A 20,524-nucleotide genomic window follows, 5' to 3' on the forward strand; every position below is an offset into this window, starting at 1 on the left:
CGTCATACATTGACGATACGGGAAAGGAGTTGAAAAGCGAATTGATTACAATGGTTTGCTGATGAAGTTGACGCTTGAAGAGTGGTAGGAGGGACATCAACGATGGAAGTTATTTTGCTACTCGTAGGGTTGGTGGTGATTGCGACCCCCATTTTTGCGATCATGGCCTTTTTTAAAGCCCAATCACTCGCGGCACAAGTGGCCATTCTGACACAAAAAGTAGATGAGCTTCGTTCGGCTTCTGGTGATTCCCATATTCCTATCAAAACGAGCGACACAAATAAAGACAACCCGGTTATCCCTGCATCTGAATTGGACTCGCCCCACGGTATGGTTGACCAAGCTGCCATGCACATCCAGGCAGTCAAACCGGCTGAAGCTGCAGCGTCCAAAATAATATCGTCCCCCAAAGCTCCGCCTAAAACAGCATCGGCCAAAATCGCAGAGCGACATCCACCACATTCTGAACCTGCACAATCGCTCGACCACGCTGCCGTTCACACTTCACACCAAGAAAAGTCATTTTTTGTTCGCGGCATGGCGCACCTAAAAGAGAATTGGCTGGTTTGGGTTGGGGGAATCGCGATGGTGGTTGGCGTGACGTACTTGATTGAAACCGTTGGCAATAATTTTACGATTCCTCCTTATATTCGAGTGCTCCTTGCCACGGTGCTATCGGGTTCGATGATTGGGCTGGGAGAATGGTTGCACCGGAAAATAACGGTGCTCGATGGCAAGTTTTTGCATCAACAAGCAGATGCCTACATTCCCGCCGCTGTCTATGGGGCGGGGATGAGTGGTCTATACGGCACGGTGATATTTTCTGCTTTGGTGCACGCTTTTATCCCTCAAAGTGCGGCGCTGGTATTGATGGCTGTACTGGCAGTGACGGCGTTGGCGTTGACTTGTCGGCTCGGGCCTTTGATGGCCGTATTGGGGCTCTTTGGCGGGTATACCGCACCGCTTTGGATTGGCGGTACGGAGTCTAATTTCATCTTACTTTCTTGCTATGTGAGTAGCATTACTCTTGCCGGAATGTGGGTGCAAAAGCAGTCCCGCATCCGTTGGTTGACCTATGGGATTATTGCGCTGCATAGCTTTTGGTTTATTGCGATCGCAGCGGCTCTGTCACCTTCGCAATTATTGCTGTGGTATAGCCTATTTATCCCTCTTTCAATTTACGCTTTAGTGTTTGTCCCCCAAATGGGCTGGATGTTGCGTTTCCATTATCGTTATCGCACGCGTCGCCCATTTTTTTATGCGGTTATTCCGGCGGCGGTTTTCGGGGGGATCTCACTGCTACTACTCGAAAGAATGCCTGCGCTGGAGTCGAACGCGCTGATCTATTTCATGACGCCATGGCTTTTGCTTCTGCTTCCTATCTTAAGGGCGGGGCGTGCTGTACGAGCACTGTCATGGGTCAATATTGTGGCCACGATCAGTTTTGTTTACACCGCATTATGGTTGATCCACGCAGACAGTGACACGGTGTCTCAAGATCGAGTGGTTCAAACGCTGCTTGTGAGTGCGGGCACGATTCTTTTGGTATTGTTCAGAACGGTAGGCCAATGTTGGCAGGGTGATAAGTCACTGCTTAGTGCTTGGCAGGCGGTGATATTAGCACCGCTATTGATGGTGAGTTCGCTGTTCTATGTCGATCTCTTTCAACCAGAATACCGTTTGGCGACGACGCTGTTTTTGTTGATTGGTATCGCTTTGTTAGGGTGGTTTGCCAGCAAACTGCATCGACTACGAGCTGAGCTTTCTGCGGCAATGCACGCCATCCTACTGAGTATTAGTGTGGTCTACAGCGACGGTGGTGAATTAACGTGGCTGATTGCCGGGCAAATGTTATTGATGTCGATTCAATATTTTTATTATTGGTTAATCCCTAACATCATGGCCTTTAAAGCGCTTGGCGCTTTGCTGCTCATTCGCTTGTCGATATTGCCGTTTTTCCCAGATCTTCAAACGTTGCCGCTGCCACAATGGAGCTGGTTGTTGTGTACGATTTTGCCAAGTGTTGCCGTGTTTGCTTGGATTCGCCATATTCTGAAGCAAAGAGGCCATTTTTTAGCGGAATGGTTTAATGCGGCGATACTGCATCTCGGAGTGATCTTACTGTTTGCTCAAACGAATTATCTCTTACTCGGCAATTTTAATTTCCTTGACCAATTGGCGTTTGAAAATATTGCCATCTTTGCAGGGCAAGGGCTTGCTTTGGCTGGGGTGTATCAGCTTAAAGCCACGTCCAGTCAATCCATCGGGCTATTTTACCGTGCTTATAGTCTCTTGCTTATCGTGTTAAGTGCTTTGTGCATTGTCTTACTCAATACGGTGTTTCAACCTTTCATGACATTGAATGTGCTGGGCAGCGATTGGCCAATATTGAATTGGTTAATGGTCGGCTGGTTGTTCCCTGCGGGTATTTTGATTGCGATGGTTCGCTTTGGGCTGTATCCGCGCCAAGATCGCTGGGTATATGGCGCGGCAGCGTTCAACATCGCACTGTGGGCAATTTATAGTATTCGTCAATTTTGGCAAGATGGCCCACTCACCCTCGATATGCCAACCAGTATGGCGGAATTGTTTAGCTATTCCGTTGCGTTAATTTTTGTAGGGGTCGCGCTTACCTATCATGGCTTGCAGCGGGAGTGGCCGTGGCTACAAACGATAGGTTTTATTACGCTGGGTATTGCGGTGTGTAAAGTTTTCTTGTGGGATGCGGCGGCGTTAGAGGGCCTGTGGCGAGCCATTAGCTTTATGGGGCTGGGTGCCTGCTTGATTGGCTTAGGGTGGCTGTTTCAGCGATTAAGATTGACGTTGGATGATGAATAATCAATACAGCACGAAACTCGTGATGGTATTAATATCGATGCGTCGATCTGAAGGTATTGAATGAAATGCCCCTATAGCACACGGCTTTTTCATTAGCGCGCTATAGGGGAGCAATAGTTTATGTATTAACGTTTATTTTTGTACCATGATTTCTAAAATCTGCACATCAGTCTGGGTCATTGCCCCATTGGCTAACGCAGACATATTGCGAATAGTGGCGTCGACATCGTTTTCAACAATACCTTCTGAACCCGTCACACGAATGCCATCTAGCGCCATCATGGCAGCTTTGATTGCTGCGCTTGCTGAAGATGACACCTTCATGGCGCAGCTTGCTTTTGCACCATCGCAGATAATGCCAGTGATATCGCCAATCATGTTACAAATGGCGGAACTAATGTGAGTGAATTGACCACCCAATAGCCATGTCATACCGGCGACTGCGCCCATTGATGCGGTCGTCGCACCACAAAGAGCCGACAATTTATTTTGGTGACTCTTGATATAAATAGCCATTAGGTGCGAAAGCATCAGTGCGCGAATCATGGTTTCACGATCGGCGTTCAAATGTTCTGCAACCACGACCACAGGCATGGTTGCCGCGATACCTTGGTTGCCTGAGCCAGAGTTGCTCATGGCTGGCTTCATTGCGCCATCCATACGCGCATCAGAAGCTGCGGCTGTGCGGCGCATAATGTCAGTCAACAAGTCTTGGCTTAATAATCCACGGTCGATATTACGTTGGAATGTCGCGCCAATCTGTAGGCCATAATTCCCCGTCAAACCTTCCAGCGATAGGGCGTCATTCAATTTGTGCGCTTGTTCGATAAAGGCAATATCTTGCAAATCGGCTTGAGTCGCAAATTCAAAAATGTCTTCAGCATTGGCGTCTGCGAAAGGCAGATCTTGCGGCGTTTTATTGTTTTGGTCAGTGGATGCCGGTTCCGCACTGTAAATCACTTGATTGTTTTCGCGAATCTCGATTACTTGCGTGTGCGTGTCGGCAATGGTGACAGAGATTGATGCGTCGCCAAGAGAAAGCGTGACTTGCGCGTATAAAATTTGGGGAACCGCCGCGACGCCGACAGAGACACGTTTTTCATCGAGCAGTACACAGGCTTGCGCGACATCGTCTGGTGAAATGGATTTCAGCACTTCCAATCCGGCATCGGCATCACCAGCTAACGCACCAACTGCGGCGGCGATAGGTAAACCGACCATGCCTGTACCTGGAACGCCCACACCCATGCCATTTTTCATTAGGTTGGGAGAGACAAGAACATCAATACGCAGCAGCTGGTGGCCATCACTTTTGCTCAGATCATTCATGCTCATTAGGCGACGCATGGCAATCGCAGCACCCAGCGCGACGGATACCGGTTCAGTGCAGCCTAGAGCCGGTACGACTTCTTTCTTCACAACATTGATAAAGCCATTCCAGAGATGTTTTTTCACGCTATCCACTCACTATATTGTGTTCTCAGCGGGAAAATAATCGCTAAGAAACGAATTGATTAGGCATTGATGCCCTTAGTTGTTATGTGGGTTAATATAGCGCTATAGCAGGGGAAAAGGTTTGCTTTATTAATGATAAAGTAATGAATAAAAGGAAGATTTTTCTCTGTAAATGGATGAATTGAGAAATTATTTCCAAATCAGAGCCCGATCACACTGTGAAATGATACCTTGAGTCGAGGAATGCCCTCCCTCTGAACTTGGTTTCGTTAAGAGGGAGATCGGTGGCGTTATCTCACATGGTCACATAAGGCGATATAGCCATCATTGTAACTGTGGTCTAAGCAGTAAAATTGGTTTTTACCTTGGCGTTTAGCGATGTACATCGCTTCGTCCGCTTCGGTGATCTTCGTATCTAAGCTCGTTCGATCGCTGGCTGGCCAATAACTGATGCCTAAACTTGCGGTGACCTCACAAGTAATATCGTCAATGAGAAATGGTGTGGCGAGCCTTTCAACAACGCGCTTAAAGATAGAAGGGGAAGAACCCATGCCATTAATCCCCAATAGGAATTCATCGCCTGACAGTCGAGCGACAATATCTTCTTGGGCGAGACAGCCCAATAGGCGTTTGGCCACGAGACACAATAATTTGTCGCCTACAGCGTGACCGTGTTGATCATTAATGGCTTTAAATCCATCGAGGTCGATAAAGCAAATCATCTGCGATGTATTGTTATCATGCGTTTCTTGTAAGCGATCGACGGCATTCACTCGATTCGCCAGCCCCGTGAGTGGGTCGTGGTTGGCGACATAATTCAGCCGTTTTAATTCAAGCTCGACACTTTGGTCAATGAGCGTGAAGACAAAGGCTTCCACTTTGCCTTTTGCGTTGCGCAAGCTACGCACCGTTAATAAGCAAGGTAACCATTCATCGTTACATTGCACGCGTGTTTTTATCGAAAACTGACTTTGTGCCAAGAGCATTTTAAGCTGCGCCAAATTGCCCAAGCCATTTTCAAAAATCAAATCGCGAATGGAGTTCAGGTGCCCGAAGAGTTGGTCGCTTTTTTGGTTTTGCATTTCAATTTCAAAACCACGAGATAGCACAAACACCGCATCTTGGTTTTGTTCAAACATTAATTCCACGAGCTTGCGGCGATGTTCAGCGAGATTACGTTCAGTAATATCTTCAAACTGCAGTAGTACATGTTTGTTTTCGCCCATCGGGTGGCAGCTTACTTGGTAATGTTTGTTTGTATTGATGGAATGCATTTCAATTGCGTGCAACGCTTGTTGCTTTTCGATGGCTTCTCGCACTTCTTCAATCGCTTGGCGAGGCTCGAAACATTGCTCAAGTACATCTCGGGTATGATTAAGGTTTGAGATGTTTGTTAGCTCTCGCGATGCCGCAGGGTTGTAGTAACTGATGCTGTCTCCCGGAGAGACCACCACAATACCCCGTCTCATCACATCAAGTGCACGGAAGATATAACGATTTTTTTGTTCTACGCTGTTGAGTGCCGACTGTAATTGATGCTCACGTTCACGAAGGCTGCTGACCATTTCGTTGAAGCAGGCAGTGAGTTTGCCCAGTTCATCATTGTGTACGATCGGAATTTCTTTTTTCAATACCCCGTCTCGCGTCATTTTTTCCATCGATGAATGCAGCGTCGTTAACGGCGTGACGATCACACTGTGCAGCGCACGGGCAAATAACCAAGCCAATACCGACAATGTTAAGGTGATGATCACCAGCGACATCCACATTTTGTTCGATATCGCATGCAAAAACTCTAGCGACACCCAAACCTTTAGAGTCCCCAGCGGTTCATTGCCTAAGAGTATCGGGATGGAATGAACATCAAATTGCGTGTCTTGGCATTGCACGACGCCGTTATTCCAAGCACAGCCACGTGGCATTCTTTGAATATCAACAAAATTCTCGCCGTGAACATCGATTATCTGTGCCGCAATAATGTCGGGGTCAACACTCAAGTTATTCAGTTGCTCTTTGGCTGTGATGGCATCTTCAAACGTCATTGCCGCTTGTAGTGTATTTGCGACGGCTTGCGTTAGCACACTAATGCGGTGCGAGAGATTGATGCTTTGAGAGTTCACATTAAATTGAATGGCAACGGCACCAATGATCCCAATGATGAACGTGACCATCAACCAGGTAGGCAAGATCATTTTGTAACGTAGCGGTAGGCGGGCAAAAAATTGGGTAATCATGATTCTGCCTCGTTCGCTAAAATGGCGATACTCAATAGCTGTGATCGCAGTTTTATTTGGCTGGACGCGACATTTTTTCGCGAGATCATCGGTTTGATTCGATTGTTGACTTTGACAAAAGCAATCATGCCGCCACATTGGATAAATGCTTTGCCGGAACCGACCAATAAGGCATGTGGATAATCCATTTTAAGTTGGGCTATCTGTGCTTCATTCGTATCGCCCACATACAGTACATGGCATATTTCGCTGATGGGGTTTTGCGCGATGTTGTTGTAAGTCGCCATCTCGGGTTTGCTCAATACAATCTTTTCTAAGCGATCCGCGACATCCGATGATTCTGTCACGCAGAATTCTAATGGACTAGTCGCGACCCCAGTCTCTTGCCAGTCAGACATCAAAGCAAAGCGGTATAAATACACCGCCATGAGGTCTTCATCGCCATACTTGGCCAAGACCCCATGAGAAAAAAAGAGCAGCCCCAACACCAAGGTGAGGCGGCTACAAAAGCGCTGTAAAAAGCGTTGAATCATAAATGTCTTCTATTTCATATATCTTGAGCTACCGCCCATTCAACGGTGACCCAATATTGCGTGCCGTTTTGGAATGAACCTTTAATCTCTGCAAATTCAGTTTCTTGATCCGCGCCAATGCCTTCAACGGTGGCGGTAATCCTTGGTGCGTATTTATTGTATTTCCAACTTAGCGCTAAATCGAGATTCACCACTTCAGGCCAAGTGTGATCATAACCATCATTGGGTTGATAATCTCGGTGTAATTCCGATTTTCCGACGTACTGCAATGTTGCATTCGCCCACCACTGTTTATTGATATCCCACATTATTTGCGCGTTAACAAAGTGATTTGGTTCATTTTCAATTTTGCGTTTATCATCATTACTGCATAAATTGGTGTTGCAATGTCCAATAATACGCTTATAGCTGTAGTTGGTATTGATTTGTAGCTGTTCTAACGGCTGCCATTTGGCTGAAATTTCGCCACCGTAAGTTTCTGTCCAAATATCATCAGTAATGAAGCTTCCTTGCATTACAAATAATGTTTCAGGGTAAGACTCCCAATCCCCGTAGATGCCTGTATATAGGTAATTACGTACATTTTCGTGAATACTGTAGTATGAGCTAAGGCTAATATGAAGCTTGTCATCATGCCAAAAACGATAGCCTAGCTCATAAGTTTCAACGGTTTCTGTTTTTAGTTTGTCATTACCCAATTGACCAGTAACAATATAAACATCATCTTGTTGCCCCGTACCTACACCGCACCAAGGGGACTGGTACTGAAGCGGGACATTGCAATCGTAAACAGTATTTGTTCTTAAGTTAGTGTCACGCTCTAAACGAGAAGGTGTTACTACAGCTTTACCCCAACCAAACCATAGGTTTTGATTGTCGGTTAATTGCTGGCTTAATCTAATCTGAGGCTGAGCATCGATTTCATCAGAAATGTTATTATACTGCCAGCGATGCCCCAATGTTAGATTAGTTGAGTCGCTTAAAGGAATATTCCAATTGGCATAGATACCATAGCTTTCATTGAGGAACCGAGAGTCATCATTAATCCGTAAATATGGCATGGTCAATATGTCGTATTCACTGTAGGTTGCCAACTCCTCATCAATTAATCTTATGTTCCCACCAATGGTAAATTTGGTATTCCATAAATCGTTGTTGTTCCAACGAGAATCAAGATCAAAACGGAAATATGCAGCGTCTCTATCAGTACCGTCATTCGAGCTATAAGTTAACCAAACATCGCTCTCTAAAGTATTGTCATTGTAAATATCATAAACATGATGCGCTCCAATGAAATACTCTTCCATAGTCATCTCGGTATCATATTCAATAAATCCGGGAGTGTTAGGGAAGTATGCATCAGGCAGATAGTTAGCCCACAAGTAATCTTCACGAGATCGAATGCCGCCCGCTTGCACATTGAGGGTATGGGCTAGGTTTTGATAGTCGTAACGGCCACCGAATCGCTCGGTATAGACGGTGAAGTGGTCAATGGCTTGAACGATCTCTTGATCGCTGGTCCATGGTGGGTGCTCTACGAATTCAAAATAGCCACTGACATAAGCGTAATCACTCACTTGTGCTGCGTGGCGCATTTGGTACTCAGTATAACCCCAGTTACCAGTTTTCACGGTTAACTGCGCTTCAAGAGCATTTTCTGCTTCAAGAGTAATAATGTTGATTACCCCATTCACGGCGTTGCCGCCCCAAGTGGTGCCTACGGGGCCTAAAATGATTTCAATTTGTTCAATGTTGTCGATACTGACGGGGATAAGATCCCAGTCAACGCCGGAAAACATAGGGTTAAACACACTGCGACCATCCACCATTACAAGCAGGTTGTTACTCAGCGCTTTATTGCTTCCGCGCGCAGTTATTCCCCAGTCATAGTTCGAGAATTTGGCAACGTGCAGACCGGGGGCTAAGGCCAGCGCATCCGCGACGGAGCGTGCTCCGGATCGATTAATCTCCTTGGCCGTAATCACATACACCGCGGCAGGCGTATCCGCCAAGCTTTGTGAGGTGCGCGTTGCGGACGTCACTTTCGTGTCGGCCAAAGAGGTTAATGACATATTGAGTAAGTCATCAATTGAATCACTCGCCGTGGCTGAAAGTGCACAGGTTAATGATGTTAGTAGCGTTGTTTTCGTTATTATATGCATGGTGAATGTTTACCTAGCGACGGCGTTCATTTTTGTTTTTAGCTAACTGCATGAAATAGGGTCATATTTTAGGCGGGAATGTATCATTTATGAGATTTACTTACATAAATATGCGTCGCATGGCACATGAAAAAATTTTTGTACTGTCGATTATTGATTTTTATGAAAATAAAATAAAGAAATGTGAATGGGATTTCGAGGGGGAATAATTAGGGTTTTGTTACTGCGCGACCTATCTAAGGCCACGCAATAAGGGGAGTGTTAATCGGTGCTTGGTGCTTGGTGCTTGGTGCTTGGTGCTAGAAGCTCGGAACTTCGTGAATCCGTTACCCGTCGAGAAGAGATTTGGTCGATAACGTAACGAGATAATAGCAGTGAGCCATCATCGGCTTATTATTGCCAATGCAGCACCGTCCAATTTGGCTGGGCTTGATACGCTTTCAAGCGCGGGCAGGGATTCACGAGATAAGTGAAGTCAGCGTGCAGGCACAGTGGTAAGTCATTAATGGAATCGCTATAGAAATGGATGTCTGAATACGCATCGGTTTGTGCCATCTGCCAGGACTCAAGGCGGGTGACTTTGCCTTCTCTGTAACTTGGAACGCCCAAAATCGTGCTGCTGTAACACCCATTGATTTGCATAAGATCAATGCCCAGAGCATTCGAGATGCCAAGGCGTTTTGCCACCGCTTCAACCAAAAATGTCACGCTGGCTGAGATGATGACCATGGTGATGTTGTCGCGTGACAGTTGGGCGATCAGTTGTTTTGCTTGCGGGTATAGCCTAGGCATAATGTGGCTATCAACACATTCATCGGCGAGCGCGTGAACGTGTTCGATCGGCATATTAGCCAATGGCGCCATAGAGAACTGCAAGTAGTCTTCCATGTCCATTTCCCCAGCCGCATAAAGCGCCATCAAACGGCGATCTTCGGCCAGAAAATCGTGCTGTGTGGCGATGCCTTTTTCAACTAAGAACGTATTCCAAATCATCGCGCAATCGCCGTTGATCAGGGTGTCATCCATATCAAAAACATAGAGTGGGTTTGACATTGTTATGCTCTCACAGGCTGAATTTCGTTAAGGTTAAACAATAGCTCAAGTTGGCTGCCATTCGTGAGCAATCGTTCCGAAGAGCGATTTAATAAATCGACCGTGAGCTCACATTCATCGACTGCGACTTGGTAGCGAATCACATTACCAAGTAGCTGGTGGTTTTTGATCGTGCCGGTTTGTGGCGCGGAAATATGCTGGCCGTACTGGCGACCCGCCTCTTTGACGTAAATCGATTCAGGGCGAATGGCGACCTTCGATTGAGAATCAATGTTGAACAGCTGTTTTGCTTTATCGGCATCGACTAAGTTGTAATGGCCCATAAATCCCGCGACAAATTCATCGGCAGGCTGAGTGTAAATTTCTTCAGGTGTGCCCGCTTGAACAATCTGACCTTTGTTCATCAGAAAGATGCGATCGGACATGATCATCGCTTCTTCTTGGTCGTGAGTGACAAAAATGGTGGTCAAATTCATCTCTTTTTGGATATCGCGGATTTGCTGACGTAAGTGCTTACGTATCTTGGCATCCAGAGCAGACAACGGTTCATCTAGCAGTAAGATACGAGGTTTAACCACCAAGGCGCGAGCAAGCGCGACGCGTTGGCGTTGCCCGCCAGACAGTTCGTGCGGGTATTGTTTTTCTTTGCCTTTGAGATCGACCAAATCAATCACTTTCGCCACTTCACGTTGGATCTCAGTACTGGCCAGTTTCTTCATTTTTAGGCCGAAGGCGATGTTGCCTTCCACCGTCATATTAGGAAATAACGCATAAGATTGAAATACCATGCCAATGCCGCGTTGCTGTGGTGTTTGGTGGGTGATTTCTTCGTTGCTCACCCAGATTTCGCCACCATCGACCGGATTTAGGCCAGCAAGGCTGCGCAGTAGGGTGGATTTACCACAGCCACTTGGGCCAAGTAAGGTAATAAATTCGCCTTGTTCGATGCTAAATTGGATGTTTTCGAACACGGTGTTGTCACCAAAGCGTTTGGTTAGGTTTTTTGTTGTTACGTAGCTCATTATTTGGCTCCTTGACTAAAGCGACTGGCTAGCCAAGTCAGTAAGAAAATAAACAGGAAGTAAGTCATCACCAAAGCAGAGGTAAAGTGGCCACTGGTTTGACGCATATTAAATAGGTAAATCTGTAGGGTTTCATAGCGTGTGCCGACTAAGATATTCGCGAACACAAACTCACCGAGTAAAAACGAGAAAGAGAGAAACAGTGATGCCATCAAGCCTTTCTTTAAATTGGGTAAAATGATCAGCAAGAAGGCTTTGCTGGTGCTCGCGCCTAATAAATGCGCCGCATCCATCAGGTCATGCAAATTAATCGCCTCAAAGCTGTTTGACAGCGCGCGATACATAAAAGGCAGCGCGATGGTGAAGTAAGTGCCAATCAATATCCATGGTGTGCCGATTAGGGCAATGTCGCTATCGGCATAAAGCTGTAGCAAGCCAACGGAGGACACCACCGGTGGCACGGCAAACGGCAATAAAATGAAGAGGTTCATCAGTTTGTCGAGCTTAGGGAAATAGTAAAACACCACAAAAATGGTCGGTAAAACCAGAGCCACACTCAAAGCCAGCGACGCGATACAAATAAACAATGACCGAGCAAAAGCCTGCAAAAATCGCGGGTCGGTGAGTAAGTTTGCGTACCAATCAAGCGTAAAACCATCGGGTAAAATGGTCGCGCCCCAACTGGAAGAGAGCGAGTAAATCAGTGTCGCCACAATCGGGACCAGCATGATGCTGACAATCGAATAGACCACGAATTGATGAAAGCGAGGGTTAACGTTTTGCATGTGACTTTTTCCCTGCGTAACTCTTTGAGATGAGCCATTGGTTGATCACAGTAATAAAGGCCAGCATCGCCATCAGCACCACTGAAATGGCGGCGGCTAAGTTGGGTTCGAGGAATAGATCGCCGGATACCAGACTCGCAATGCGAATCGTGATGATGTTGTAGTTTCCTGAGGTTAGGGCATAAACGCTGGCGTAGGCGCCAATCGCATTGGCCACCAAAATGATAAAGGTGCCAAGCAAAGCGGGAGAAAGCACAGGCAGTGCCACTTTGGCCCAGTATTGCCACGTTTTTGCACCAAGTAATGACGCGGCCGCTTGCCAATCATCGCTTAGAGCATCAAAGGCAGGGTAGAGCAGTAGCACGGCTAATGGAATTTGGAAGTAAATGTAGATCACCAGCAACCCCCATTGGCCATAAAGGTCAAAACTGCCCAGTAAACCGTACTGTTTTAATAGCAGAGTGATCGCGCCATTGGTGCCAAGAATAATGATGAAGGCAAAAGCGAGCGGCACACCAGAGAAGTTACTGCTCATGTTAGTAAACGCAATCACGGCATCTCGCAGTTTGGAGTGAATTCGACGCAACGAAGAGACCAGCAAAGTGGCAATCATAAGACCAAATAGGCTCGACCAAACGGCTAGCCACAAACTGTTGCCGAAAGCTTGCATCATAAAGGTGGAATCGAGCACTTCGATGTAATTATCTAATACAAACTCACCTTCATAAATGAAGCTATTGATAAACACCCAACCCATCGGGGCGAGTTGAAATAAATAGAAAAATAGTGCGAAGGGCGCAATCCATAACGCCGGTTTTAAGCGCTTCGCTTGGCGAACGATGCGTAATGGCATCGAGGGTGAGGCAGCATTTGACTGCGCAATGACAGTGGTACTCATAAGGCCAACAATTCCTGCGTATATGCTTTGTTATGCTCAAGGCCAAGTAGTTGGCAAACCGTGCCGCATATCTCGGTTTGTTTCACCGTGATCGTGTTTTGGGACGATGCTGGCTTAGGTTGATGAATGAACTTGTCGCCAATCACAAACATCGGTACTTCACGCTCTTCAGGTAAAATTCCGCCATGAGAAAGGTCATTATTCATCCCGTGGTCACTGGTGACGATCACTTGGTAGCCATCAGCTAACCATTCATCGATATAATCAGACAAGAGGATGTCAGCATGGCGCGCACTGTTACGATATTGGCGGGAATCGACGCCAAACTTGTGCCCTAAATCATCAATGTTCATTGGATGAATCAGCAAGAAATCTGGATTGTGGGTTAGACGTAAATGTTCAGCGTCTAAGAATAGCGCTTCATCAGGGTAATGGTCCCAGTGATAGAAACAGCCATGCTGAATGTTGAGTGTTTCATCATGCGTGAATCGGTCACGCACCGCGTTGTAAGGGGCGCGGTTGTATAGCTCGCTCACCCAGTGATAAGCCGCCGCAGCGGTAGTTTTACCTTGTTGTGTCGCAAGACTAAATATCGATTGATGGTGGGATAAGCGCACAATGTGATTGTTCACAATGCCGCTCTCGACTGGGCGAACCCCAGTCAGAATGCACTCATACAAAGGGCGCGACATCGATGGCAATTCGCATTGCAGCGAGTAAAGCGTTGCGCGTTGTTGTTCTAGCAGACCATTCAGGTAACCCATACAATCACGGGCTACCTGATAATTTAGTCCATCTAGAACCACAAGGATGACCTTGTTGTTCATGGTGTGTTCTCTCGTACTTCTTAGTGTGACGATGTCTTACTGTTGGTGAATCAGCACGCTTTCTTGCCATTGACGTGGCAGTTTACGTGAGGACTTTTCCCAAGCTGAGAAATCGGTGACTGGATGAACGTTGTTGTACTGATCGTTGGCAAGCAGCTTGTCTTGAATTGATGCTGGCAACGTGATGCTAGTGCGAATTGGGCGTGCATAACCATCAGCAAGGTTTATCTGACCTTGATCACTGAAGATGTATTCACGCGCGAGTTTTGCTGCGTTCGGGTTTTTAGCGTATTTATTGATGATGGTGGTGTAACCAGAAATCACCGAACCATCTTGTGGAATCGTGACGGTAAAACGTTCGCGATCAATCTTGTCGCGATAGTTAAGGGCGTTGAAATCCCACATGATCGCCACTTCCACTTCGCCCTTTTCTAACGTTGCCATGTTCGGGTCAGTAAACGAAAGGCGACCTTGTTTTGCGAGTTCCGCAAAGAATTTGATGGCAGGTTTTAAGTTTGCCTCATCACCACCATTAGCAAAGGCAGCCGCGAGAATCGCGTTGTTGGCTTGAGCAGCAACGCCAACGTCACCCACCGTCACTTTGTAATCACCAGTTAGTAAGTCATCCCATGTTTTAGGCGGGTTATCGACAAGCGTATTGTTGGCAATAAAAGAGATCGTGCCTGTGTACGCAAGCGCCCAGTGTCCCTCTTTGTCTTTCGCCCAATCCGGAATGTCATTCCAAGTCGTCGGTTTATAAGCTTGAGTGACGCCTTTCTTCACGGCAACGCGCGCAAAGGCGAAACCGACATCACCGATATCTGCGGTGGCGTTTTTCTTTTCTGCTTCAAACTTCGCGATTTCTTGCGCTGAGCTCATATCGGTATCTTGGTGCTTCAAGCCGTAGTGAGTATGCAAATCACGCCAAGTACCTTCCCAGTTAGCCCAACTATCAGGCATGCCCACGCTGTATACTTCGCCTTCTTGTTGCGCTGCGTTGATGAGCGCATTCAGTTGGGCGTCATCCGTTGACGCAGAGAACGCGGGCAGTGAAAGAGTGGCGGCAACCAAGGTGGCTGATACGGCAGTGGAACGACTTAACAAAGTTTTCATAGTCTCTATCCTCTTGGACTAGGTCAGTAAGTTCGTTGTGTATGCTAGGCAGGAAATATGACGTTTTCGCGCAACTAATTTGACAGTTTTAATGATTTTTTGTGGCGGTAATATTTCACCGACAGAGATGGCGGTGGGAAATAAAGTGGATAAAAATCAAAAGGTACGCTGTCATCATTCTGTGATAAAAATGGCTTAGCGTGTGGTGAAAAATAGATGGACTAGATCAGCAAGGCTATGCAAGCACGAACGCAATTAGGGAAAATTAAAACCAGCTTAAGAACTCAAATTGATTCCGGTGCTTTAGAAGAAGGCCAGAAACTGCCGTCTGAACGAGCGTTGAGTGCGTTCTTTTCAACCACACGCATTACGATTAAGGATGCTCTCGTGGCTCTGGAAACCGAAGGATTGATTTATCGGGAAGACCGACGTGGTTGGTATGTCTCACCGCCGCGCGTTTGTTACAACCCACTGACACGATCCCATTTTCATCAAATGATTCGTGACCAGCACAGAGTCGCCAAAACTCAGTTAGTGAATGTGCGTACCGATATCGCAACAGGGGAATACGCCCAAGCGCTGCGCACCGCTCAAATGACATCGATTTATGTGATTGAACGTTTGCGACATATTGATGGTCGTGCGGTGTTGTTCGTCGAAAATGTACTTAAAAGTGCGTTATTTGCAGACATATTGAATGAAAATCTAACCGATTCACTCACGCACTTGTACCGAATTAAATATGGTTATGAAACCACCCAGTCGTATTTTGATGTCATCGCCACATCAGCGCCGCTTCACGTGGCGAAAGCGTTGAATTTAGTCGAAGGGCAGCCGGTGCTGAAAATTTGTCGGGTAAACTATAAGCAAGACGGCGAATTGATGGATGTTGAATTTGAGTACTGGCGACCGGATGCGGTTTTGATTCGGATTGATAGTCATGGATGAAAATCGAGGCAATGATTCGCGAATAGGCTGTCTCTTGGGCTCTTTTTTACCTCAAACGCCTTTAAGATAAAGACATCGCCAGTAAACTTGCTTAAACTTAGGGGCTAACTAAAAGATAGGTGAAGACATGAAAATTTGTGCTGTTGAGTTGCGTAGTAATGAAGCGATTATCTGCTTGTTGAATAAAAGCGAGAACATGATTGATATCCCTGATTGCCGAACTCAAAAGTTTATGATCAAGGATTCATTGGATAACAAAGAAATGCGTGATTTCCAATTCGCATTTAAAAAATTGCTTGATGATTACCAAGTTGAACGCGTGGTTATTCGTACTCGTGAAACTCGCGGTAAATTTGCAGGTAGTGCAATCGGCTTTAAACTTGAGTCAGCGATCCAGCTTATCGACGGCCTTGACGTTAAGTTCATGAGCTCTGTTGATATTAAGCAAGCGCTTAAGCACACTGCGCCGATCATTGATTTCCGTGATACTGGCTTGCGTCAATTCCAAGAAGCGGCATTTGTCACCGCTTACGCACACCTGAGCTAATCACTGCGATTTAGCCCAACCTTGCGTTAACAAGAAAACGAAGCCATTCGATTAAATCGAGGCTTCGTTTTTTATTGCCTGCAATATGCTAGACGATTGAGCCTATTACTCCGATAAGCCGATATCACGGGCTGTCACGTCAATGAATCGATTAATATCGCTCTTTCATCCATCATTAGTCTTCCATTTTGGGTTTGGGTTTAAACAAGGCCAATAATGGAATTAAGCATAAATACGAGAACAGCAAGAAGCCAAAGGTGTAAACAAACGCGGTTAAGGTCGATTGTTGAAGCAGTAAATTTTGGATCTGCGCTAAAAACGATGGGTCGGTAATCGTGGTTCCTTGGGCATGAGCGGCTTGTTGTAAGGCTGGATTCATCGGAGATAGCGCCCCTCCGAGTTCATTCCACTCTTTTTGCTGAATGCGAGAGAAGTAAGTATTCACTATCGAAATGCCAAACGAACCACCAATGGTACGGCACAAGTTAAAGATCACGGCACCGCCGATGGTGTCTTTTGGTGCCAATGTCGCGTAGGCCAATTGGCTCAGTGGCGCAAACACCAGTCCCATTCCCGCCCCCTGAATAATACTTGGCAGCAAAATCCAGTAGATGTCGATCTCCAGCGAATAGAGCGTCATCAAGTACGTGCCTAGAGCATTAAGCGACAAACCGATGACAATCAATAGACGGGCATCAATTTTGTCCATATAACGCGCCAGCGCTAGTAAGACAATCGCTGAGGTTAATCCGCGCGGAGCCATCATAAACCCAGTGGTTTCGACGGGATAATTGAGCAACTGCTCAAGCATCATGGGTTGCAACTGCGTAATGCCAAACATGCCCATTGAGAACCCGGCCATGACAATGCATGACATGGCTAAGTTGCGGTCACGCAATAACCATACAGGGGCGATGTCGCCTTTAGTCATAATGGAGCGGCTGACAAAAAAGATGATGGCGAAAGCACTAATGATGGCAGCGAGTAGAATTTCGTTCGATTGGAACCAAGATTCTTCGTTACCTCTATCCAGCACCATTTGCAGTAAACCGATACCAATTGTCATCGCAATCACAATTGGCCAGTCAATCTTACTCTCTCCTCGGCCATCGAGTTTGACAAAGAAATAGAGCAAAGCAAGACAGACAGCGCCGATAGGCATATTGACATAGAAGATCCAGCGCCAATCCATATTTTCGGTAATGATGCCACCCAGCGTTGGGCCTAATATAGGGCCTAATAAGACGCCGACACTGAACAGGGCCATGGCCTTACCGCGCTGACTTTTAGGATAAATCTGCACCATAATCGATTGTGATAGAGGGATCACCGCAGCACCAAAAGCGCCTTGCATGATACGGAAAGTGACCATTTCAGCAATGCTGTCCGCTTGCCCACACATCGCCGATGTGATGACAAAACCGCTCACAGAGATGAGCAGTAACCGGCGGATACCAAATTTGAGTGCCAAAAAACTCGCCAATGGAATAAAGATCGCTTCCGCCATTGAGTAAGACGTTAATACCCAAGTGACTTGGTCTGAGGTGACGCCAAGCGCGCCCATCATATGCGGCAAGGCGACATTGGCGATGGTCATATCAAGCAATACCATGATGGCAGACAGCATCACCGCCAAGGTCACCAGTTTGCGTGTGCCTTCACTCATTACATTGGCTTCTTCGTCCTCTGAAGAAGCGGTATGGGCTAGTTCCGCCATATTACTGATCTTGCTGGCTAGGTTGAGCTTGGCTGACACCGTTGGCGGTATTGCTCGGCGATGTTTGGACGGTCGCAGGCGCCGCCGCTATAGGAGAGTCCGATACCGTATCAATCGTGACGGTGGCACTGGCCCCCACGCGCAATGGAAAATTAGGGTGCTCAGTTTCATTGGTTAAGTGGATCAAGATCGGAAAACGTTGTGGGATTTTCACCCAGTTACCGGTGGCATTTTCTGGTGGCAGCAGTGAGAACGATGAGCCACTGGCCGGAGAAATGGCTTTGACCGTGCCGTGATATTGCGCATCTGGATACAGATCCAACTCAATGGTTGCCGGCATATCAGTGGTGATACGCTCAAGTTGGGTTTCTTTGAAGTTGGCTTGAACCCAGAAAGTATTGTCCTCAATTAAAGGGACTAACGCTTGGCCAGGCGAGACAACACTGCCTGCGTGCGCACTCAATTTGCCTAGATGACCATTTTTGGGTGCAAAGATATTGGTGTAAGAAAGGGAAAGAGTCGCTTGGCTTAACGCGGCCGCCGCTTTTTTCACTTCTGGTGCGGCTTCGCCTTGTGCGCCTTGTGCTTTAATCAGTTGCGACATATTGGCACGAGCCGCAATGACGTTTTCTTCCGCGCTGGAGAGCTTGGCTTTTGCATCATCGAGTTGTTGCGCTGGTAGCAGTTGTTTTTTCACTAGATTGTCGATGCGTCGGTAAGTGGATTGAGCATCAGAAAGAAGCGCAAGGGTGCTCTTAACGTTAGCACTGGCAGCCAAAATCGCATCGTCAGTCGCGGCATTGCTTTGAATTGCGACTTCGTAAGCTGCACGGGCCTCATCGAGTTTCGCTTGGAACGGCGCGGGATCGATTTGGTAAAGCAAATCCCCTTGGCTGACTTTTTGGTAGTTTGAGACATTGACGTTGAGTACTTTACCGCTCACTTGGGGGGCAATATAGATAATATTGGCGTGAACGTAAGCGTCATCGGTGCTGGGATAGTTTTTTTGGTGCTGAACGTAAAAGTAGCTTAGTGCAGCGAGAATGAGCACAGCGATGGCTGCGATACTGAGATTACGAATAAAATGGGAAGGTGCGGTATTTTCACTCATTATTATTAACCAACTCGGAGAATTGCCTTTATTAGGGCATTTGATATTTACGCAGAACGCGCGGTTACAATTACTTACATAAAGGGTAGACCTGCTTTTTAAAATGAACAATGACTTAGAAGAAAAAAGGTGAGGGAGACTGGTGCGCTTACTTTACAGGTGTAAAGTAAATGTGCTGGCGCCTTATCGCATTGAGAATGCATGGTCGCGCGAGTCAAATTGGCGTTGATAAACGACGAAATGGAAAAAGGGGGAATGCTGATTACAGTGATCTTCTTGACGATTTTATTGTTCGAGGCTTCGTTGTTCGAGAGTGTTATTTTTGTTTCAACCCCATGCGACACAGTTGACGAAAATCTTTTGGGCTGACATCGGTGTGGCGTTTGAAAAACTTGGTCATATTGGTTGCTTCATTAAACCCCAATTGTGCCGCGATATCGGCAATTGAATATTGGCTGAAGGCAAGTTGACGCTTGGCTTCAATTAAGACTCTTTCATCGAGCAATTCTTTTACGCTTATGCCCGCATTATCTTTGGATAGCTTGTCTAATTGCTTCACGCTCTTCCCCATGCTCAGGGCTATTTCAACCACAGAAGGACGCAGATTAAAGTGCTCATCAATGTAGTTCTTTAAACGATAGAAATCACTCGAACTAATATTAGAGTGGAAGCGGGCACTGAGTGCTGAACGATCGTTTTGCGTGAGATTGGCCTTTGTTTTGTATTCCGGCACGATGGTTTTTAATAAGATGCTGCGTAACAAACTACGGATAATTTCAGCGCGAAACTCCGAATCGGAAAAAAATTCATTGGCCATCACACGCAGCAGCGCATCCACATCATCGCTGACGGCGTGGATACAGTTTATTTGCACCAACGCAGCAATGATGGAGTCGAAATAAGGGTCATGCTTGCTGTCGGCAAGAAACGTGCAATTAAAAGGCATGACAAAGCCATCGACCGTCCGATTTTTAGCAAACGCATGGATTTGATTTTTTCCTAAGGTCAGTAGCGTGCCCGCCCGAATTTGTTGCCGTTGATGATCAATATAGTGCTGACCAACGCCTTCGGTAATGTAAATCAGCGCACTGAAATTGAGCCGATGATGACGTGACACATCCTCTATTCCTCTTTGGTCATATAACTCAGAGATACGATAGATATAAGGATTAGTGAGTGCGGACTCTGAACGTAATCGTTCTAAAGGAATATTTTTACAATTCATCGTTAAGGGAAAGGCGCTGCATGATGTTAAGCGCCTTTATGTTATGCCATCTACTT

General features: G+C 46.5%; 16 protein-coding genes. 3 read left to right on the top strand and 13 right to left on the bottom strand.

Annotated elements, in window-relative coordinates; translation table 11 throughout:
• The first annotated feature begins 102 nt into the window (after positions 1–102).
• Entirely contained in the window at positions 103–2,838 is a 2,736-nt protein-coding gene (locus OJ16_RS17105; protein WP_040992446.1) for a DUF2339 domain-containing protein, read from the top strand.
• Between the two features lie 132 nt (positions 2,839–2,970).
• Here OJ16_RS17105 and OJ16_RS17110 read toward each other — a convergent pair whose 3' ends face one another.
• The 10 genes from OJ16_RS17110 to OJ16_RS17155 all read right to left on the bottom strand — a co-directional run bounded on the left by OJ16_RS17110 (position 2,971) and on the right by OJ16_RS17155 (position 14,920).
• Entirely contained in the window at positions 2,971–4,293 is a 1,323-nt protein-coding gene (locus OJ16_RS17110) for an L-cysteine desulfidase family protein (RefSeq protein ID WP_040992448.1), read from the bottom strand.
• Between the two features lie 290 nt (positions 4,294–4,583).
• Positions 4,584–6,527, bottom strand: coding sequence for a diguanylate cyclase domain-containing protein (locus tag OJ16_RS17115; RefSeq protein WP_040992450.1), 1,944 nt, complete (start codon positions 6,525–6,527; stop codon positions 4,584–4,586).
• Positions 6,524–7,060, bottom strand: coding sequence for a YfiR family protein (locus tag OJ16_RS17120; RefSeq protein ID WP_040992451.1), 537 nt, complete (start codon positions 7,058–7,060; stop codon positions 6,524–6,526). Before OJ16_RS17120 ends, OJ16_RS17115 begins: the two co-directional genes overlap by 4 nt.
• A 14-nt stretch (positions 7,061–7,074) precedes the next feature.
• Positions 7,075–9,222 carry a TonB-dependent receptor plug domain-containing protein gene (locus OJ16_RS17125; protein ID WP_040992453.1) on the bottom strand — a complete coding sequence of 716 codons (2,148 nt, stop codon included), beginning with the start codon at positions 9,220–9,222 and terminating at the stop codon, positions 7,075–7,077.
• Between the two features lie 393 nt (positions 9,223–9,615).
• The gene (locus OJ16_RS17130) at positions 9,616–10,275 is read right to left on the bottom strand and encodes an HAD family hydrolase (RefSeq protein WP_040992454.1); all 660 of its coding nucleotides are present in this window, start codon (positions 10,273–10,275) and stop codon (positions 9,616–9,618) included.
• Between the two features lie 2 nt (positions 10,276–10,277).
• The gene (locus tag OJ16_RS17135) at positions 10,278–11,297 is read right to left on the bottom strand and encodes an ABC transporter ATP-binding protein (protein WP_040992455.1); all 1,020 of its coding nucleotides are present in this window, start codon (positions 11,295–11,297) and stop codon (positions 10,278–10,280) included.
• Positions 11,297–12,082 (bottom strand): ABC transporter permease, encoded by a 786-nt coding sequence (locus OJ16_RS17140; RefSeq protein ID WP_040992456.1) that lies wholly within the window; start codon positions 12,080–12,082, stop codon positions 11,297–11,299. Before OJ16_RS17140 ends, OJ16_RS17135 begins: the two co-directional genes overlap by 1 nt.
• On the bottom strand, positions 12,069–12,980 hold the full coding sequence (locus tag OJ16_RS17145) for an ABC transporter permease (RefSeq protein ID WP_040992457.1): 912 nt from the start codon (positions 12,978–12,980) through the stop codon (positions 12,069–12,071). The genes OJ16_RS17140 and OJ16_RS17145 overlap by 14 nt, the downstream gene beginning before the upstream one ends.
• Positions 12,977–13,807 (bottom strand): alkaline phosphatase family protein, encoded by an 831-nt coding sequence (locus OJ16_RS17150; RefSeq protein WP_040992458.1) that lies wholly within the window; start codon positions 13,805–13,807, stop codon positions 12,977–12,979. The genes OJ16_RS17145 and OJ16_RS17150 overlap by 4 nt, the downstream gene beginning before the upstream one ends.
• Before the next feature lie 36 nt (positions 13,808–13,843).
• Positions 13,844–14,920, bottom strand: a complete 1,077-nt coding sequence (locus OJ16_RS17155; protein ID WP_040992459.1) for an ABC transporter substrate-binding protein — start codon at positions 14,918–14,920, stop codon at positions 13,844–13,846.
• A gap of 237 nt (positions 14,921–15,157) precedes the next feature.
• On the opposite strand from OJ16_RS17155, the gene OJ16_RS17160 reads away from it, so the two are divergent.
• Together OJ16_RS17160 and OJ16_RS17165 are read left to right on the top strand one after the other, a co-directional pair.
• Entirely contained in the window at positions 15,158–15,868 is a 711-nt protein-coding gene (locus OJ16_RS17160; protein WP_040992460.1) for a UTRA domain-containing protein, read from the top strand.
• Positions 15,869–15,995: 127 nt separating this feature from the next.
• Positions 15,996–16,415 carry a DUF3010 family protein gene (locus OJ16_RS17165; RefSeq protein ID WP_040992461.1) on the top strand — a complete coding sequence of 140 codons (420 nt, stop codon included), beginning with the start codon at positions 15,996–15,998 and terminating at the stop codon, positions 16,413–16,415.
• Between the two features lie 175 nt (positions 16,416–16,590).
• Here OJ16_RS17165 and OJ16_RS17170 read toward each other — a convergent pair whose 3' ends face one another.
• From OJ16_RS17170 to OJ16_RS17180, 3 genes are all read right to left on the bottom strand, one after another.
• A complete protein-coding gene (locus OJ16_RS17170; protein ID WP_040992463.1) occupies positions 16,591–18,132 on the bottom strand; it encodes a DHA2 family efflux MFS transporter permease subunit in 1,542 nt (513 codons plus the stop codon).
• Between the two features lies 1 nt (position 18,133).
• Positions 18,134–19,243, bottom strand: coding sequence for an HlyD family secretion protein (locus OJ16_RS17175; protein ID WP_040992464.1), 1,110 nt, complete (start codon positions 19,241–19,243; stop codon positions 18,134–18,136).
• A gap of 316 nt (positions 19,244–19,559) precedes the next feature.
• Positions 19,560–20,468, bottom strand: a complete 909-nt coding sequence (locus tag OJ16_RS17180) for a helix-turn-helix transcriptional regulator (RefSeq protein ID WP_040992465.1) — start codon at positions 20,466–20,468, stop codon at positions 19,560–19,562.
• Positions 20,469–20,524: the final 56 nt, after the last annotated feature.

The sequence above is a fragment of the Vibrio renipiscarius genome (assembly GCF_000827885.1).
GTDB classification, from domain to species: Bacteria; Pseudomonadota; Gammaproteobacteria; order Enterobacterales; family Vibrionaceae; genus Vibrio; species Vibrio renipiscarius.

Excerpts from the sequence above, each read along its gene's own strand:
- OJ16_RS17135 (WP_040992455.1), bottom strand. The coding sequence starts at position 11,297 with ATGAGCTACGTAACAACAAAAAACCTAACCAAACGCTTTGGTGACAAC.
- OJ16_RS17180 (WP_040992465.1), bottom strand. The coding sequence starts at position 20,468 with ATGAATTGTAAAAATATTCCTTTAGAACGATTACGTTCAGAGTCCGCA.
- OJ16_RS17120 (WP_040992451.1), bottom strand. The coding sequence starts at position 7,060 with ATGATTCAACGCTTTTTACAGCGCTTTTGTAGCCGCCTCACCTTGGTG.
- OJ16_RS17165 (WP_040992461.1), top strand. The coding sequence starts at position 15,996 with ATGAAAATTTGTGCTGTTGAGTTGCGTAGTAATGAAGCGATTATCTGC.
- OJ16_RS17170 (WP_040992463.1), bottom strand. The coding sequence starts at position 18,132 with ATGGCGGAACTAGCCCATACCGCTTCTTCAGAGGACGAAGAAGCCAAT.
- OJ16_RS17150 (WP_040992458.1), bottom strand. The coding sequence starts at position 13,807 with ATGAACAACAAGGTCATCCTTGTGGTTCTAGATGGACTAAATTATCAG.
- OJ16_RS17175 (WP_040992464.1), bottom strand. The coding sequence starts at position 19,243 with ATGAGTGAAAATACCGCACCTTCCCATTTTATTCGTAATCTCAGTATC.
- OJ16_RS17115 (WP_040992450.1), bottom strand. The coding sequence starts at position 6,527 with ATGATTACCCAATTTTTTGCCCGCCTACCGCTACGTTACAAAATGATC.
- OJ16_RS17160 (WP_040992460.1), top strand. The coding sequence starts at position 15,158 with ATGCAAGCACGAACGCAATTAGGGAAAATTAAAACCAGCTTAAGAACT.
- OJ16_RS17125 (WP_040992453.1), bottom strand. The coding sequence starts at position 9,222 with ATGCATATAATAACGAAAACAACGCTACTAACATCATTAACCTGTGCA.
- OJ16_RS17130 (WP_040992454.1), bottom strand. The coding sequence starts at position 10,275 with ATGTCAAACCCACTCTATGTTTTTGATATGGATGACACCCTGATCAAC.
- OJ16_RS17105 (WP_040992446.1), top strand. The coding sequence starts at position 103 with ATGGAAGTTATTTTGCTACTCGTAGGGTTGGTGGTGATTGCGACCCCC.
- OJ16_RS17155 (WP_040992459.1), bottom strand. The coding sequence starts at position 14,920 with ATGAAAACTTTGTTAAGTCGTTCCACTGCCGTATCAGCCACCTTGGTT.
- OJ16_RS17140 (WP_040992456.1), bottom strand. The coding sequence starts at position 12,082 with ATGCAAAACGTTAACCCTCGCTTTCATCAATTCGTGGTCTATTCGATT.
- OJ16_RS17145 (WP_040992457.1), bottom strand. The coding sequence starts at position 12,980 with ATGAGTACCACTGTCATTGCGCAGTCAAATGCTGCCTCACCCTCGATG.